Annotated in this window: 14 protein-coding genes; 7 read left to right on the top strand and 7 right to left on the bottom strand. The window is 70.3% G+C overall.

The annotated features are described in order from the left end of the window. Position 1 precedes the first annotated feature (1 nt). Together P8A20_RS18475 and pdhA are read right to left on the bottom strand one after the other, a co-directional pair. On the bottom strand, positions 2-982 hold the full coding sequence (locus P8A20_RS18475) for an alpha-ketoacid dehydrogenase subunit beta (protein WP_147958626.1): 981 nt from the start codon (positions 980-982) through the stop codon (positions 2-4). A 2-nt stretch (positions 983-984) separates the two neighbouring features. Then, positions 985-2,145, bottom strand: a complete 1,161-nt coding sequence (gene pdhA, locus P8A20_RS18470; RefSeq protein ID WP_147958625.1) for a pyruvate dehydrogenase (acetyl-transferring) E1 component subunit alpha — start codon at positions 2,143-2,145, stop codon at positions 985-987. A gap of 347 nt (positions 2,146-2,492) precedes the next feature. Between pdhA and P8A20_RS18465 the strand changes: the two genes are divergently transcribed. The 3 genes from P8A20_RS18465 (at position 2,493) to P8A20_RS18455 (ending at position 4,942) form a co-directional block, all read left to right on the top strand. Continuing rightward, positions 2,493-3,152, top strand: coding sequence for a response regulator (locus P8A20_RS18465; protein WP_147958624.1), 660 nt, complete (start codon positions 2,493-2,495; stop codon positions 3,150-3,152). 121 nt (positions 3,153-3,273) lie between these two features. Next, entirely contained in the window at positions 3,274-3,861 is a 588-nt protein-coding gene (locus P8A20_RS18460) for a pyridoxamine 5'-phosphate oxidase family protein (protein WP_222723344.1), read from the top strand. 25 nt (positions 3,862-3,886) lie between these two features. Beyond that, positions 3,887-4,942 carry a phosphotransferase gene (locus P8A20_RS18455; protein WP_306103881.1) on the top strand — a complete coding sequence of 352 codons (1,056 nt, stop codon included), beginning with the start codon at positions 3,887-3,889 and terminating at the stop codon, positions 4,940-4,942. A gap of 133 nt (positions 4,943-5,075) precedes the next feature. On the opposite strand, the gene P8A20_RS18450 is transcribed toward P8A20_RS18455, so the two are convergent. Further along, the gene (locus P8A20_RS18450; RefSeq protein WP_306103880.1) at positions 5,076-6,680 is read right to left on the bottom strand and encodes a protein kinase domain-containing protein; all 1,605 of its coding nucleotides are present in this window, start codon (positions 6,678-6,680) and stop codon (positions 5,076-5,078) included. Between the two features lie 294 nt (positions 6,681-6,974). On the opposite strand from P8A20_RS18450, the gene P8A20_RS18445 reads away from it, so the two are divergent. The 4 genes from P8A20_RS18445 (at position 6,975) to P8A20_RS18430 (ending at position 10,221) form a co-directional block, all read left to right on the top strand. Next, positions 6,975-8,597, top strand: coding sequence for a protein kinase domain-containing protein (locus tag P8A20_RS18445; RefSeq protein WP_306103879.1), 1,623 nt, complete (start codon positions 6,975-6,977; stop codon positions 8,595-8,597). A gap of 156 nt (positions 8,598-8,753) precedes the next feature. Further along, positions 8,754-9,263 (top strand): flagellar biosynthesis protein FlhF, encoded by a 510-nt coding sequence (locus P8A20_RS18440; RefSeq protein ID WP_261988593.1) that lies wholly within the window; start codon positions 8,754-8,756, stop codon positions 9,261-9,263. Between the two features lie 180 nt (positions 9,264-9,443). Next, on the top strand, positions 9,444-9,614 hold the full coding sequence (locus tag P8A20_RS18435) for a hypothetical protein (RefSeq protein WP_187282096.1): 171 nt from the start codon (positions 9,444-9,446) through the stop codon (positions 9,612-9,614). 58 nt (positions 9,615-9,672) lie between these two features. Further along, positions 9,673-10,221: a bacterial proteasome activator family protein gene (locus P8A20_RS18430; protein WP_147958621.1), complete on the top strand. Its 549-nt coding sequence runs from the start codon at positions 9,673-9,675 to the stop codon at positions 10,219-10,221. 424 nt (positions 10,222-10,645) lie between these two features. Here the strand turns inward: P8A20_RS18430 and P8A20_RS18425 are convergent, their stop codons facing one another. From P8A20_RS18425 to P8A20_RS18410, 4 genes are all read right to left on the bottom strand, one after another. Continuing rightward, positions 10,646-11,632, bottom strand: a complete 987-nt coding sequence (locus P8A20_RS18425; RefSeq protein WP_147958620.1) for an NAD(P)H-quinone oxidoreductase — start codon at positions 11,630-11,632, stop codon at positions 10,646-10,648. A 71-nt stretch (positions 11,633-11,703) separates the two neighbouring features. Beyond that, positions 11,704-12,807: a potassium channel family protein gene (locus P8A20_RS18420; protein ID WP_147958619.1), complete on the bottom strand. Its 1,104-nt coding sequence runs from the start codon at positions 12,805-12,807 to the stop codon at positions 11,704-11,706. Then, positions 12,804-14,474 carry a molybdopterin molybdotransferase MoeA gene (locus P8A20_RS18415; RefSeq protein ID WP_371934405.1) on the bottom strand — a complete coding sequence of 557 codons (1,671 nt, stop codon included), beginning with the start codon at positions 14,472-14,474 and terminating at the stop codon, positions 12,804-12,806. Before P8A20_RS18415 ends, P8A20_RS18420 begins: the two co-directional genes overlap by 4 nt. Beyond that, positions 14,429-15,304: an NTP transferase domain-containing protein gene (locus P8A20_RS18410; RefSeq protein ID WP_306103877.1), complete on the bottom strand. Its 876-nt coding sequence runs from the start codon at positions 15,302-15,304 to the stop codon at positions 14,429-14,431. The genes P8A20_RS18415 and P8A20_RS18410 overlap by 46 nt, the downstream gene beginning before the upstream one ends. Positions 15,305-15,342: the final 38 nt, after the last annotated feature.

Raw genomic sequence — 15,342 nt, 5'->3', positions numbered from 1 at the left:
CTCAGTACGCCAGCGAGCGGTCGACGGCGTCGAGCACCCGGTCGAGACCCGGCAGGTATTCGTCCTCGAGCCGGGCCGGCGGGTAGGGGGCGTGGTAGCCGCCGACCCTCAGCACCGGCGCCTCGAGGTGGTAGAAACAGCGCTCGGTGATCCGGGCCGCGATCTCGGCCCCGGAACCGTAGAACACCGGCGCCTCGTGGACCACCACGAGCCGGCCGGTCTTCTCGACCGAGGTCTGCACGGCGTCGAAGTCGATGGGGGACATCGACCGCAGGTCCAGGACCTCGACCGACTTGCCCTCCTCCTGCGCCGCGGCGGCCGCCTCCAGGCAGACCTTCACCATCGGGCCGTACGCGACCAGCGTGAGGTCGGATCCCTCACGGGCGACGGCTGCCTTGTGGAGCGGGCCGGGGATGGACTCGGTGTCGAGCTCCCCCTTGTCCCAGTAGCGCCGCTTGGGCTCGAAGAAGATGATCGGGTCGTCGCTCTGGACGGCCTGCTGCATCATCCAGTAGGCGTCGCTCGCATTGGACGGCGAGACGACCTTCAGGCCCGCCACGTGCGCGAACAGCGCCTCGGGGGACTCGCTGTGGTGCTCCACGGCACCGATGCCCCCGCCGTAGGGGATGCGGATGACGACCGGCATCTTGATCTTGCCGAGGGCGCGGGCGTGCATCTTGGCGAGCTGCGTGACGATCTGGTCGTACGCGGGGAAGACGAAGCCGTCGAACTGGATCTCGACGACCGGGCGGTAACCGCGAAGGGCCAGACCGATCGCCGTGCCGACGATGCCGGACTCCGCGAGCGGGGTGTCGATGACCCGGCCCTCGCCGAAGTCCTTCTGGAGCCCGTCCGTGATGCGGAAGACCCCGCCGAGCTTGCCGACGTCCTCACCCATGATGAGGACCTTGGGGTCGGTCTCGAGCGCCTTGCGCAGCGACTCGTTGAGCGCCTTCGCGATGGACATCTTCTCAGCGGCCATGGCTAGTTGCCCTCCTCGGCGAACGATGCCTGGTAGGCGGCGAACTGGGCGCGCTCCTCGTCGACGAGCGGATTGCCGTCGGCGTAGGCGTGGTCGAAGATCGCCAGCCGGTCCGGGTCGGGCATCGCCCGCACCGCTTCGCGCACCCGCTTGCCGAGGGACTCGCTCTCCTCCTCCAGCGCGGTGAAGAACGCGGCGTCGGCGAGCTCCTGCTTCTCCAGGTACGTGCGCAGCCGCAGGATCGGGTCCTTCGCCTCCCAGGCCGCCCGCTCCTCGTCCGCCCGGTACTTGGTCGGGTCGTCGGAGGTGGTGTGGGCACCCATGCGGTAGGTGAACGCCTCGACGAGGGTGGGCCCCTCGCCCCGCCGGGCGCGCTCCAGCGCCGACCTGGTGACGGCCAGGCACGCGAGGACGTCGTTGCCGTCGACCCGGACGCCGGGGAATCCGAAGCCCTGGGCACGCTGGTAGAGCGGCACCCGAGTCTGCTTCTCGGTCGGCTCGGAGATCGCCCACTGGTTGTTCTGGCAGAAGAACACGACGGGGGCGTTGTAGACGGCGGAGAAGGTGAACGCCTCCGCGACATCGCCCTGGCTGGAGGCGCCGTCACCGAAGTACGCGATCACGGCCGAGTCCGCGCCGTCCTTGGCGACGCCCATGGCGTAGCCGGTGGCGTGCAGGGTCTGCGAGCCGATGACGATCGTGTAGAGGTGGAAGTTGTTGGTGTTCGGGTCCCAGCCGCCGTGGTTCACGCCGCGGAACATGCCGAGCAGATTGGTCGGGTCGACGCCCCGGCACCAGGCGACACCGTGCTCCCGGTAGGTGGGGAAGACGTAGTCGTCGTCGCGCAGCGCACGGCCGGAACCGATCTGGGCGGCCTCCTGGCCGAGCAGCGAGGCCCACAGGCCCAGCTCGCCCTGACGCTGCAGCGCGGTGGCCTCGGCGTCGAAACGGCGGGTCAGGACCATGTCCCGGTAGAGCCCGCGGAGCTCTTCCGCGCTGAGGTCGATCTCGAAGTCCGGGTGCTCGACGCGCTCACCCTCGGGCGTCAGCAGCTGTACCAGCTGGGGCCCCGAGTTCTCCGGCGTCTTCGCGGGCGTCTTGGCGGCGCTGGTCCGCTTACTGCTGCGTCGCGGTTTGCGCGCGGCAGTGCTCTCCACGGTCACGTGCGTGCTCCTCCGTCGGTCCGGCCCCCGGGATGGCCGGGAAGCCAGTGCGGCTCGCCTGTGTCCGGACCCGTGCACGGGGTGGGTGCCGCTCGGCCGGGAACAGGCGTGACAGGTGCCCCGGCGAGCGTCCTGTCATAAGCACGTTACCCAGTGCATCGCATAACTGCGAAACACCTTGTGACCTGCGATTTTGCTTGGATTTCCAAGTAAATCGCGAAAATCGCGAACTCCCGCTGGTCACAGCGTCGGTAACAGCCTTGCAGGCGGCCGGAACAACGGCACGTTATCCCGGTCGGCAGGCGCAGGGAAGGGCATGGGACAGGGGAGTGTGTGAGACTGCGAATGTGCGCGAAGAAGGAAAAATCACTGTATTCCTGCTCGATGATCACGAAGTCGTCCGGCGCGGAGTCCATGAGCTGCTGACGGCCGAGGCCGACATCGAGGTCGTCGGCGAGGCCGGCACGGCCGCGGACGCCCTGGCACGGATCCCCGCCACCCGGCCGGACGTAGCCGTACTGGACGTACGCCTGCCGGACGGCAGCGGGGTGGAGGTCTGCCGCGAGGTCCGCTCGCGGGACGAGGACATCAAGTGCCTGATGCTCACCTCGTACGCCGACGACGAGGCCCTTTTCGACGCGATCATGGCGGGTGCCTCGGGATACGTCCTGAAGGCCATCCGCGGCAACGAACTGCTCAGCGCCGTGCGCGACGTCGCGGCCGGCAAGTCCCTGCTGGACCCGGCGGCCACCGCACGCGTGCTGGAACGGCTGCGCGAGGGCAAGAAGGGCAAGGGCGACGACCGGCTCGCGGGGCTGACCGACCAGGAACGCAAGATCCTCGACCTGATCGGCGAGGGACTGACGAACAGGGTGATCGGCGAGCGGCTGCATCTCGCCGAGAAGACCATCAAGAACTACGTCTCCAGCCTGCTCTCCAAGCTGGGCATGGAGCGCCGTTCACAGGCGGCCGCGTACGTGGCGAGGCTCCAGGCCGAGAAGCGCTGAGCGCGCGACGGGGCGGGCGGCGGGGATACCGGCCCCTGCCGTCGGCGCGGGACTTTGGTCCCACCCCGTCGGGGGCCGCGGACCCTTACACGGCCCCTACCCGTGCCGGAGAGTGGGAGCCATGCTTTTCTCCCGCCCCTCCGACGCCGGGACCGCGAAGGAATCCGGCTCCGTCGGCGCCATCGGCGTCTCCGGACCTCGCGTCGTCTCCGGCTCTCGCGAGGTCTCCGGCTCTCGCGTTGTCCCCGGACCTTGCGATGCCTCCGGCGCTCTCGGTACCTCGGCCTCCTCCAGCGCCTCGGGGGCGGACAGACTCCGGGCCATCGAGCTGCTCGGCAGCGTCCGCTACGGCCGGCTGGCGATGAGCATGCGGGCCCTGCCCTTCCTCGCCGTGGCCCGGCACCTGGTGATCGAGGGCCGCGTCGTCCTGCGGATGCACAGGGGGCTCGGATTCCACGAGGCCTGCGACGGAAGTGTCGTCGCGTACGGGGCGGACAACTTCAACTCCCCGGCTCCCGGCGGCACGGAGGACCTCTGGTCCGTGCAGTTCACCGGCCCCGTCGAGATCATGGAACCGGGCCCTGGCCAGCGTGAACGCTTCGGGACCTGCCCGGCCGAGGTGAACGGCGAACACTTCGATCCGGTGTACCTCCGGCTCGACCCCCGCCTGGCGCATATGCACACTCTGACTTTCGACGCAAGTCCGTAAGGCCGGACACTTAGCGTCACCTAACATGTGTCGAGTGCTGCGCTCATCTGTGACCCTTCCGCCTGTCCCTCCGGTCGGCGAGGTCCTGCGCCGCTACCCGGACGCCGGTGAACCCCTTGCCTGCGAACCCCTCGACAAGGGCCTGCTCAACCACGGTTACCGCGTGTCCACCAGCCGCGGCTCGTACTTCCTCAAGCACCATCTCGACAAGCACCACCTCGACGACGCCAGCGGTGATCACGCCACGATCGTCAGGCAGCACCGGGCGACCCAGCAGTTGCACTCCCTCGGTGTGCCGGTGGCGCCGCCCCTCACGGACACACAGGGTGACACGGTCACGGTGATCGACGGGGAGCGCTACGCCCTGCACCGGTGGGTGGACGGCCTCCACCGGGACGGCGCCCAGCTGACGACCGCCCAGTCGCGTCGGCTCGGGGCACTCCTGGGAGCCGTGCACATGGGGCTGGAGCAGGTCATGGAGGCGGACCCGCCGCCTCCGGCGCGGGGCCAGAGCTCCGATCCCGCCGACACGTTCACGCTGATCGACGAGCTGCTGACGGCCGCACGGCGCCTCGGCCCGCGGGACGCCTTCGACGAGCTGGCCGTGCACCGCCTCGTGGAGCGCCGTGCCCTGCTGGAGCAGCACGCGCACCGTCGCCCGCCCACACCCGAGGGCTCGGCGCGGGGCTGGGTGCACGGGGACTTCCACCCGTTGAATCTGCTCTACAAGGGGGCCGACCCCGTCGCGATCGTCGACTGGGACCGGCTCGGTGTCCAGCCACGCGCTGAGGAGGCCGTACGGGCGGCGGCGATCTTCTTCGTACGGCCGGACGGAAAACTGGCGCTGGAGAAGGTGAGGGCGTACGCCCGCGCCTACCGGCGGTCGGCGGGCGCGGGGGCGGCCGAGCTGGCGGCCGCGGTGCACCGGGTGTGGTGGGAACGCCTCAACGACTTCTGGATACTGAGCTGGCGCTACAGCCTGCACGACCGCAGGGCCGACCCACAGTTCCCTGCGGTGTCGGCCCTGGCGGTGTGGTGGACGCGTGAGTACGAGGCGGTCGCCGAGGCCTTCACGGCGTGAGACGCGGGGCCCCGAAGCCTTCGTCGCGTGAGCTGCGGGGCGACTCGGAACGCCTTCACCGCGTGCGACGCGGAGCGACCGGAGAGGCCTTCACGGCGTGAAGGCCTCCGTCACTCCGCGGCGGCGCCCGTCCTCACCCGGCGGTGGTGCCGGCCGCTCCGGCGGCGGTGCCGGCCGCGGCTCCGGCCGAGGTACCGGCGGTGGTCCCCTCCGTCGTCGTCCCTCCCGCGTCCTCGCCGGTGCCGCCGTCCTCCGTACCGCCGTCGGTGGTCCCGCCGTCGTCGCCGGTCCCGCCGTCGGTCGTCGCGCCGCCGTCGGTCGTGCCCGGGTCGGGCGACGAGGCGGTCTCCGAGGGCTTCTCCGTCGGCTTGGTCGGCTCCTGCGTCGGGGTCCACGTCGGATCGCTGGTGGGCCAGGTCTGTCCGCCCGTGGAGGTGTCCGGGTCCTCGGTCTCCTCGGTCTCCTCGTCGGTCGGCTCCGGTGAGGACGGGGTCGGCGTGGGGGAGACCGACGTGGTGGGCGACGTCGGGGTCTTCTTTTTGCCCTCGTCGCCGTTCGCCGCCTGGAGGGCGAACGCGACGCCGGCACCGATCGCGATCAGCGCGAGGAGGACGAACAGCAGCATCTTGCCGCGTCCGCCGCCGTTGTTGTGGTGGCCGCCCGTGTAGGCCCCGTCGTCGGGGTTCATGGGGGGCAGGATCGGGCCCTGCGAGGTGTCCCCGTGCATGGGATACCCCATGGCAGCCGTGCCACCGCCGACGTTCATCGCCGTCGTGTGACCGCCGTCGTGGGCGTTGACCGGGCCGGTGTTCCACGTACCCGTGTGCCCGCCCTGCACCTGCAGCATCTGCAGGCTGTACTGGACGAGGCCGCGCATCTCCTCGGCGCTCTGGAACCGGTCGTCCGGCTCCTTCGCCAGGGAGCGCATGACGAGCCCGTCCAGCTCCGGCGGGACCTGACCGGCGACCTGGGAGGGCGGGACGGGAATGTCCTGGACGTGCTGGTACACCACGGAGAGCGGGGTCTCGCCCGTGAACGGGGGTCTCAGCGCCAGCAGTTCGTAGAGCAGACAGCCGGTGGCGTACAGGTCGGAACGGTGGTCGACCGCCTTGCCGAGCGCCTGCTCGGGCGAGAGGTACTGGGGCGTGCCCATGACCATGCCGGTCTGGGTCATCGTCGACTGGGCGCCGTGCAGCGCGCGGGCGATGCCGAAGTCCATCACCTTGACGGCGCCGGAGTGCGTGATGATCACGTTCGCCGGCTTGATGTCACGGTGCACGATGCCGTGTTGGTGCGAGTACGCCAGGGCTTCCAGGACGCCCGAGACGATGATCAGTGCCTGCTCGGGAGGCGGTGCCTCGGCCTCGAGCAGCAGATCCCGGATGGTGTTGCCCTCGACGAGCTCCATCACGATGTAGGGGACGGTCGAACCGCCCACGACGTCCTCGCCGGAGTCGTACACGGCGACGATCGCATGGTGGTTGAGGCCTGCGACCGACTGCGCCTCACGCGTGAAGCGGGCCTTGGAGACCGGGTCCTCGGCGAGATCGGAACGGAGCAGTTTCACCGCCACCGTCCGTCCCAGACGGACGTCCTCCGCGGCGTAGACCTCGGCCATGCCGCCGCGGCCGAGCCGGTGGGTCATGCGGTAACGGCCGTCTCCGACCACACCGCCGACACCCCAGGAGTCGGTGCCATCCGAAACTCCGCCGCCGTTTGCTTCGGAATCGGGTGCCATCAGTCCTCGCCGTCGTATCTGTCCGCGCGTCCGCGGGTTCTCACGGTGCTTTGCTGCATTGCCACGTCACGCTACAGGCTCTGCCCGACACATCGGTTTCCAGAGTGACGGGCCATCCAATCGGCTCGCGCGCCGTCCGCGCAAATTCCATGCGCTTCCTGTAACGCTTCCGAGACGCTTCTTGTGCGTAGGGTCACGGAACGGGCACCTGGCTTGACGTGTCGGACCCCTCGGGCAGACTTGGCCCGTAATAGGGATGATCGCGTCCGTCGGGCGCCGAGGGGGATTCAAGCCATGAGCCACGACGGCGCACAGGGGCGGTACGCGGGCGGTTCCGTGGCCGGCGGCCGCTACCAGCTGCGTGACCTGCTCGGCGAGGGCGGCATGGCGTCCGTCTACCTCGCGTACGACTCCGCGCTCGACCGGCAGGTCGCGATCAAGACGCTGCACACGGAGCTGGGACGCGAGCAGTCGTTCCGCGAGCGGTTCCGGCGCGAGGCGCAGGCCGTCGCCAAGCTGCAGCACACCAACATCGTCTCGGTCTTCGACACGGGCGAGGACGAGCTCGGCGGCGCGCTGATGCCGTACATCGTCATGGAGTACGTCGAGGGGCAGCCGCTCGGCTCCGTGCTCCAGGCGGACATCCAGCAGCACGGCGCGATGCCGGCCGACAAGGCCCTCAAGGTGACGGCGGATGTGCTCGCCGCCCTGGAGACCAGCCACGAGATGGGCCTGGTCCACCGCGACATCAAGCCCGGCAACGTGATGATGACCAAGCGTGGCGTCGTCAAGGTGATGGACTTCGGTATCGCCCGGGCGATGCAGTCGGGCGTCACCTCGATGACCCAGACCGGGATGGTCGTCGGCACCCCCCAGTACCTCTCCCCCGAGCAGGCGCTCGGCCGCGGCGTCGACGCGCGATCCGACCTGTATTCGGTCGGCATCATGCTCTTCCAGCTGCTCACGGGCCGCATCCCGTTCGACGCGGACTCCCCGCTCGCCATCGCGTACGCGCACGTGCAGGAGGAACCGCCCGCCCCGTCGAGCATCAACCGGGCGGTCACGCCGGCGATGGACGCCCTGGTCGCCCGCGCGCTGAAGAAGAACCCGAACGAGCGCTTCCCGAGCGCCGCGGCCATGCAGGACGAGATCGCGCGCGTGCTGAGCGCCGGCGGCCCCACGGGCGCGCCGGTGATCGTCAGCGGCGGCGCTCCGGCGAACAGCGGCTCGGGCGTCGGCTCGGCGGTCTTCCCGCCCGTCGGCCAGGCCACACCCGCCCCGCACAGCGTGCAGACGCCGTACCAGCCGCAGCAGCACCAGCCGGGCCCCTACGGCCCGCCCACCCCCGCTCCCACGCCGGGCTACGGCTACCCGCAGGCGTCCCAGCCGTACGGAACTCCGGCGCACGTGGGGCAACAGTCACCTGCCCCGTACACGATGTCCCCGCAGACGGCGACGGGCTCCGGTGGGGGCGGCCGGTCCAGGGGCAACATGCCGGTCGTCGTGGGATCGATCGTGGTCGCCCTCGTCGCGATCGGCGGCCTGATCGCCTTCCTGAACATGGGCGACGACTCGGAGAACGGCAAGGGCGACGACCCGGGCTCGAGCGAGTCCGCCGTGGCGGGCGAGCACAAGGCTCCGGAGCGCAACCGGACGATGGAGACCACCAAGTGCACGGACGCCCCTGAGGACACCAACGACCCGGCGAAGGTCCAGGCTCCGAACTTCGTCTACAAGGACATCCGGTCGGCCAAGGACTGCGCCGACGCCGCCGGCTGGACGATCAAGGTGACCGAGGTGGAGGGCAACACCTACGCCGAGGACCAGGTGATCGGCCAGTTCCCCTCGCCGGGCACCGCGGTCCCCGAACAGGGTGCCGACATCGAGCTGCAGGTCTCCACGGGCGACCCTGCCTGATCCCTGCCCACCACCTCCGTATCCCGCCAGTCCCTTCTGCCTCTCCGGTTCCGCGCGGTCCATCCGTTGTCCCGAGCTGATCCCGCAACGTGTTGAGGGGTGGGCGCGGAGCACCTTCCGGATGCCGGACGCATCGGAGCGTGTGACGCTGATCTCATGCCTCCAGGACTCCCGGCTTCACGGTGTGTCGTCTGTCTGGTGACGGCGATCGGGGTGGCGCTCGGACCCACCGCCTGGGCCGGCGAAGGCGGCGGATCCCTCTCGTCCGCACCTCCGGCGCTCCTGGCACCGGCCAAGCCCTCGGGCTCCCCCGCCACCGGCACTCCCCGCTCTCCCACCGCCGGCTCGTCGGCGAAGGAACGGCCCCTGGCCGGACGGTCGGCCGGGGAGGGGCGGGCGCGGCCGGGGAGGTCGCTCTCCCCTCTGGAGGCGGCGAACTCCGAGGCCGCCGCGGACGAGGTGCCACCGGACCCGGATCCCGCCGAGGTGCCCGCGTTCACACCGCCGCCCGAGGCGTTCCCCGAACCCGGCCGGTCGGCGCGGCTGCGGCAGGCACAGGACGGGTCCGCCACACGGCAGGTACGGGATGTGTCGCTGGGCAGCGGAATCGCCCTGGTGGGGCTCGGACTCGCTTTCCTGGGCCTTCGCATGCGCCGCGCGGACTGACCCCGCCACTGCCCGGAGCCCGCGTACTGCTCGGCAGCTCAGCAGCTCAGCAGCTCAGCACGGTGGCAGGCATCGAGCCGCTGTGTCGCTGCGTCTCGCCGACGCTGGGCGAGACGCTGAAGTCAGTGCGTGCGGCGTCCTTGACGGCCTCGGGACCGACTGCACGCCGATCGTGATGCCGTGGGGGCCGACGCGTTCCTGGCCCTCGTCGTGCCGGTGCCGGCGAGGTTGCCGGCCGCCGCGTTCGCCGGTCGCGGCCTGCCCGGGCGCGACGCGCCGGGTGACCGGCTGCGGCTGACCGGGCGCTCCGGTTCCTGCCCGGCGTCCGGTGGTGACCCCGAGGAAGGGTGATCATCCCTTTCCGGGGGCACCACCATGTGGTGAAGGCCGGGTGCGAGAGAATGGCCTCATGGAGATGCCGAGGAATGAACGGTCGCAGGAGCACCCCCAGGTCCTCGTAGTGGGGCAGGACGGAATGGCTATCGGCGGCGGTGGCAGTGACGACGAGTCTCGCGAGGTCCCGGTGACGGAGATGGTCGAACAGCCCGCGAAGGTCATGCGCATCGGCAGCATGATCAAGCAGCTTCTGGAGGAGGTCCGGGCGGCTCCTCTCGACGAGGCGAGCCGGGTCAGGCTGAAGGAGATCCACGCGAGCTCGGTGAAGGAGCTCGAGGACGGTCTGGCTCCGGAACTCGTGGAGGAGCTGGAGCGGCTCTCGCTGCCGTTCACCGAGGAGTCCATTCCCTCCGAGGCCGAACTGCGGATCGCACAGGCCCAGCTGGTCGGCTGGCTCGAAGGCCTCTTCCACGGTATTCAGACGGCGCTGTTCGCCCAGCAGATGGCGGCCCGTGCGCAGCTGGAACAGATGCGCCGCGCGCTTCCTCCGGGCGTCGGCCATGAGGACGAGGAAGGCGCCGTCGACCCTCACGGCCCGGCGCGTTCCGGCCCGTACCTGTAGGTCCGGCGCCTATCGGCCCATGCCTGTAGGCCCGACGCTCATCGGCCCATGCCTGTAGGTCCGGCCTATCGGCCCATACATGTGGGTCCGGCGCGGACCGGCCCACATCTGTGGGCCTGCGCGAACCGGCCCGTGCTTCTAGCCCTCGGCCACCACCGACCGCTCTACGCAACCGGGGCCCGGCACACGTGATGTGTGCCGGGCCCCGCCGTCTGCGGCTTGCTTCTCTGCCTCGTCTGCTCTCCGGTCCGGCCTTTGGGCCAGCCCCCTGGGCGGCTGCCGTTCGACACCAAGCGCTCGGCACCTGCCTTTCGGCGTCAAGATCTCGCTCTCAGGCTCTTGGTGCCAGGCCTCAGTGCCGGGCCCCGCTGTCGGAAACCGCTGTCGGACACCCCTGTCGGAAACCGCCGTCAGGCTCTCGCCGTCAGGCCTTCGGCGCGGCCAGGAGGATCTTGCCGATATGGCTGCTGGACTCCATCAGCCGGTGGGCTTCGGAAGCCTCCGACATCGGCATGACGCGGTCCACGATCGGCTTGACCACTCCGTCGGCGAGCAGGGGCCACACGTGCTCGCGCACCGCGGCGATGATGGCGGCCTTCTCCGAGAGCGGCCGCGCGCGGAGTGACGTAGCCGTGACAGCGGCTCGCTTACTCAGAAGGGCGCTCAGGTTCAGCTCCCCCTTGGCGCCGCCCTGAAGGCCGATGATGGCGAGCCGACCGTTCACTGCCAGCGCCCGCACGTTCCGGTCGAGATACTTCGCCCCGACGATGTCGAGAATGACGTCCGCTCCCGCACCGTCGGTGGCCTGACGCAGTTCCTCGACGAAATCCTGCTCGCGGTAGTCGATGAGGATGTCGGCGCCGAGTTCCTGACAGCGCGCGAGCTTCTCGGGACCTCCCGCCGTCACTGCTACGCGCGCGCCGACGGCCTTCGCGAGCTGGATCGCCATCGTGCCGATCCCGCTGGACCCGCCGTGGACCAGAAGGGTCTCGCCGGGGCGGAGGTGAGCCACCATGAAGACGTTGGACCAGACCGTTGCCGCCACCTCGGGAAGTGCTGCGGCCTGGGAGAGGTCCACACCGTCCGGCACCGGCAGCAACTGGCCGGCGGGCACAGCCACCTTCTCCGCGTAACCGCCGCCCGCGAGCAGTCCGCACACCTCGTCGCCCACGGCCCACCCCGTCACTCCCGGGCCCACCTCCGTGATGCGGCCCGAGCATTCGAGACCGGGGTAGGGAGAGGCACCGGGCGGAGGGTTGTAGAAACCCTGCCGTTGCAGGACATCGGCCCGGTTGACCGCGCTGGACACGACCTCGACGAGGACCTCACCCTCGCCTGGTACGGGATCGGGGACCTCGGCCCATACGAGCGCTTCGGGGCCGCCGGGTTCGGGGATCGTGATCGCATACATGGCCGCGAGGCTACTCCGTACAGGGGCCCGAACGGGGCAGACCTGCCTGCGTGCGGGACCATGCTCTCTCGCTACGGCCGCTGACCAGGCGCTTGGGGATGGTGCGTCGGCGAGGCGTGGAGCGGCGAAGCGCGCACGATGGTGATCACCCGGTCCGTCAGTTGCAGAGGACTGGCCGCCGGATCGTCATAACCCAGCAGCCTGTGGCCGCGCAGCACGCTCACGACCAGGTCGTCGGTCTCCCGGACGCTCTTGCCCACCTCGGCCTTTATCACCGGCCGTTCGACGAGATCGAGCCCGCTCCCCTGTTGGATGAGATCCTCCATCACCGTGCCCGCGCTGGGGCTGAGGACGGAGAGACCGAGCAGACGCCCCGCCGCGCTCGCGCTGGTGATCACGGCATCGGCGCCGGACTGCCGCAGCAGTGGCGCGTTCTCCTCCTCACGGACGGCAGCCACGATCTTCGCCCCACGGTTGAGCTGACGCGCGGTCAAGGCAACCAGGACGGCCGTGTCGTCGCGCTGGGTGGCGATGATGATCTGACGGGCCTTCTGGACCTCCGCCCGCAACAACACATCGCTGCGCGTCGCATCGCCCAGCACGCCGACAAAGCCTTCTGCGTTGGCTGCTTCGATCACCTTGCCGGCCGGGTCGACGATGACGATCTGGTCCTTCTTCAGCCCGGTCGCACAAAGCGTCTGGATCGCCGAACGGCCCTTCGTGCCGAAGCCGACGACCACGGTGTGTTCACGCAAGTTACTTCTCCAACGGTTCAGCCGGAAGTCCTCCCGGGTCCGCTCCGTCAGGACCTCGAGGGTGGTGCCGACCAGGATGATCAGGAAGAGCACACGCAACGGCGTCACCAGCACCACGTTGACCAGGCGAGCCGGGTCGCTGTACGGGACGATGTCGCCGTAGCCGGTCGTCGACAGGGTCACCGTCGCGTAGTAGACGGCGTCGAGGAAGTCGACCTTGCCGTCGGCGTTGTCGTGGTACCCGCTCCGGTCCGCCCAGACGATGAAGACCGTGGTGGCCAGCACCGTGAGAGCCATCGCCAGACGCTTGGCCACTTGGCGCAGCGGTCTGTCGACCACCCGCCGGGGCAGCAGCACCCGGGTCGGGACGACGTGTTCGTCTGCGCGCCTGGCCATCGCGTCCTGGCCGGGAAGTTTCACGTGAAACACCCTTCAGTCCACGGCGACGCCGAGGCCCACGGTAGATCGAGGATCTCCACCTCGGTGCCGGACCGTACCCCGCCAGGAGGCACCACGGCCAGCCCGTCCGCGGCAGCGATCCCCCTGAGCATGGCGGGACCGTTGTAGTGAAGGGGCACGACGTTGTCCTCGCGATGGATCACAGGGATCAGCCGGGTGTCGTGGGGGTGCCCGTGCACCTCTTCACGGACGGGCGCACGGTAGCGGTCCTGGGCAAGCCGGCCGGCGATTCCGCGCAGCAGGGGCTCGGCGAGCGTCAGCAGTCCCGACACTGCCGCAAGCGGGTTGCCGGGCAGCCCCACCAGGCAGGGACCGCCGTCGGCGAGGCGCGCCAGAAGCATGGGATGGCCCGGGCGTACGGCCACCCCATCGACGAGAAGATCGGCGCCGATCTCGGCCAGCACCGGGTGGACATGGTCCACCGGGCCGGCGGCTGTCCCACCCGTGGTGAGGATCAGGTCGGCATCGGAGGAGACGAGTGCCCGACGGAGCGCCCCGGCATCGTCCCCGAGCCGCCGGGGCTCGGCCACCTCGGCCCCCAGAGCACGGATCCAGGGGGCAAGCATGGGTCCGAGCGCATCCCGGATCAGTCCGTCGTGCGGAAGCCCCGCCGCGAGGAGTTCATCACCGAGCACGAAGACATCGACACGGGGCCGGGGTACGGCGACGAGCGCGTCGTACCCAGCGGCAGCCGCCAGCCCGAGCACGGGTGGAGTCACCACGGTCCCCAAGGGCAGAAGCTCATCGCCTGACCGGCACTCCTGGCCCCTGGGCCGGATGTCCTGGCCCGGAATGACCTCGCGGCCTGCGTACAGGAGCTTTTTGGCCGCATCGCAGTGAGCATGCTCGCTGCGGATCACGGCGGTGGCATCCACCGGAAGGCGTGCGCCTGTGGCAATCCTCAGGGCGTGCCCGTCGGGCAGCGGCGCCGTGGGGCCACGACCGGCAAGTAGTCCTTCACCCTCTTGTACGGCCCAGGGGCCCGGCCCCGCGACGGCCCAGCCGTCCATGGCGGAGGTGTCGAACGAGGGCAGATCGGTGAGCGCGACGACTGCCTCGGCCAGGACATGCCCGAGTGCCCGGTCCAGAGGGAGCCGGTGAGCGGTCAGCGGAGTGGCACGGCCTAGGCGCTCGGCCAGGGCACGCGCCGCATCCCAGGCGGTGGCCTCAGCTCGGTGGGCACGTGGGGAGGACAAGGAACGGTCGGCCGATGAGGCTCCGTGAGCACGGGAAGAACCCGAATCCGAGGCCGATCCACCCGAGGCCGATCCACCCGAGGCCGAGGCTACCGGTGTCGGTGGGTTCGGGGTCGGATCCGCCGCACTCGGACTCGGGCTCGGGCTCGGTCCCGTCGGCGCCGACGAGGGTGAGGTCGGTGACGTCTCTGATGCCCGAGGCTCCGGTGACGAGGGTGACGGCTTGGGGCACGTCGCGCCGGGCCCCTCCGGTGATCGGTGCCCGGTCTGCGGCTGGCATCCGACGAGAGCGAGGGCCTGCTCGACGGCCCGCTCCTCCTCGGCCGCCCGCTCCTCCTTGGCCGACCGGCCTCCGTCAGTAGACGGTGCCTCGCCTCCGCGCGCGGTCACGGCGTGCCGGGCCCGCTGCCCGCCTCCGTTTCCGCCGCCCATCGAAGCGCGAGGGCGGTGGCCTTGCGGGAAGCTTCGGCAACCGCTTCAGCAGCCTCCTCCGGGCTTCTGCCGCTGCTCGCCATCGCCGCCGCGTACCCCACCAGGAAGGTGGTCAGCGGCGCGGCGGGCCGGGCGACGCCGTGCGCGGCGTCGCGGGCGAGATCGAGCAGGACGCCGGTGTCGACGTCGAGCTCGATGCCCAGTTCGTTCTTGACTGTGGTGATCCATTCGTCCAGCACGGACCCATGCTCCCTGATCCGCGCCCTGGCAGCAGCAATGTCTTCCCAGGTGTCGCAGTCGAACGAGGCAAGCGGGTCGGCCTGGACCCGGGCCAGGTCCAGTTCGGCGGTCAGGATCCGCAGCGGCAGTCCGGCGAGGCTGCCGTGCTCGGTGGCGAGAAGCGCGAGTTCACGGCGCAGCGGCTCGGCCCGGTAAACCGCGACCAGCGGCTGGTCCCGCCCGTCCCGGTCGGTGCACAGGGCGCCTTCGCAGGCTCCCGGCTCCGCCGCGGCCAGCAGTGAGCGAATAGTCGCCTCCCCCAGGAACGGCAGGTCCGCGGAGAGCACCAGGACGCTCTCCGCGTCCGTGTGCCGTACGCCGGCGCCGAGCGCGGCCAAAGGGCCGCCTCCTTCGGGTACTTCACGTGTCCAGGTGACCGGACGCACTGTGGGCCTGTGTCCGCCGACCACCACGGTGGACCTGGCATCGGCGCATACGGCCAGCACCCGGTCGAGCAGCGAGCGGCCGCCCACGTGGAGCCCTGGCTTGTCGGCTCCGCCGAGTCGCTTCGCGGCCCCTCCGGCAAGAACGATGGCGTCATACGCGGTCATGCCCCGAGTATGCGGGCCATCCGCCCCTGGCGGTCCCC

It is taken from the genome of Streptomyces sp. Alt3, from assembly GCF_030719215.1.
GTDB lineage: Bacteria > Actinomycetota > Actinomycetes > Streptomycetales > Streptomycetaceae > Streptomyces > Streptomyces glycanivorans.
Note: the sequence above shows the minus strand (reverse complement) of the source record. Positions and strands in the feature narration are given on the sequence as shown.

Bases quoted from the DNA above. Each gene is read 5' to 3' on its own strand.
- P8A20_RS18475 (WP_147958626.1), bottom strand. From the start codon at position 982: ATGGCCGCTGAGAAGATGTCCATCGCGAAGGCGCTCAACGAGTCGCTG.
- P8A20_RS18450 (WP_306103880.1), bottom strand. From the start codon at position 6,680: ATGGCACCCGATTCCGAAGCAAACGGCGGCGGAGTTTCGGATGGCACC.
- P8A20_RS18445 (WP_306103879.1), top strand. From the start codon at position 6,975: ATGAGCCACGACGGCGCACAGGGGCGGTACGCGGGCGGTTCCGTGGCC.
- P8A20_RS18425 (WP_147958620.1), bottom strand. From the start codon at position 11,632: ATGTATGCGATCACGATCCCCGAACCCGGCGGCCCCGAAGCGCTCGTA.
- P8A20_RS18415 (WP_371934405.1), bottom strand. From the start codon at position 14,474: ATGGGCGGCGGAAACGGAGGCGGGCAGCGGGCCCGGCACGCCGTGACC.
- P8A20_RS18430 (WP_147958621.1), top strand. From the start codon at position 9,673: ATGGAGATGCCGAGGAATGAACGGTCGCAGGAGCACCCCCAGGTCCTC.
- P8A20_RS18455 (WP_306103881.1), top strand. From the start codon at position 3,887: ATGTGTCGAGTGCTGCGCTCATCTGTGACCCTTCCGCCTGTCCCTCCG.
- P8A20_RS18410 (WP_306103877.1), bottom strand. From the start codon at position 15,304: ATGACCGCGTATGACGCCATCGTTCTTGCCGGAGGGGCCGCGAAGCGA.
- P8A20_RS18460 (WP_222723344.1), top strand. From the start codon at position 3,274: ATGCTTTTCTCCCGCCCCTCCGACGCCGGGACCGCGAAGGAATCCGGC.
- P8A20_RS18440 (WP_261988593.1), top strand. From the start codon at position 8,754: ATGCCTCCAGGACTCCCGGCTTCACGGTGTGTCGTCTGTCTGGTGACG.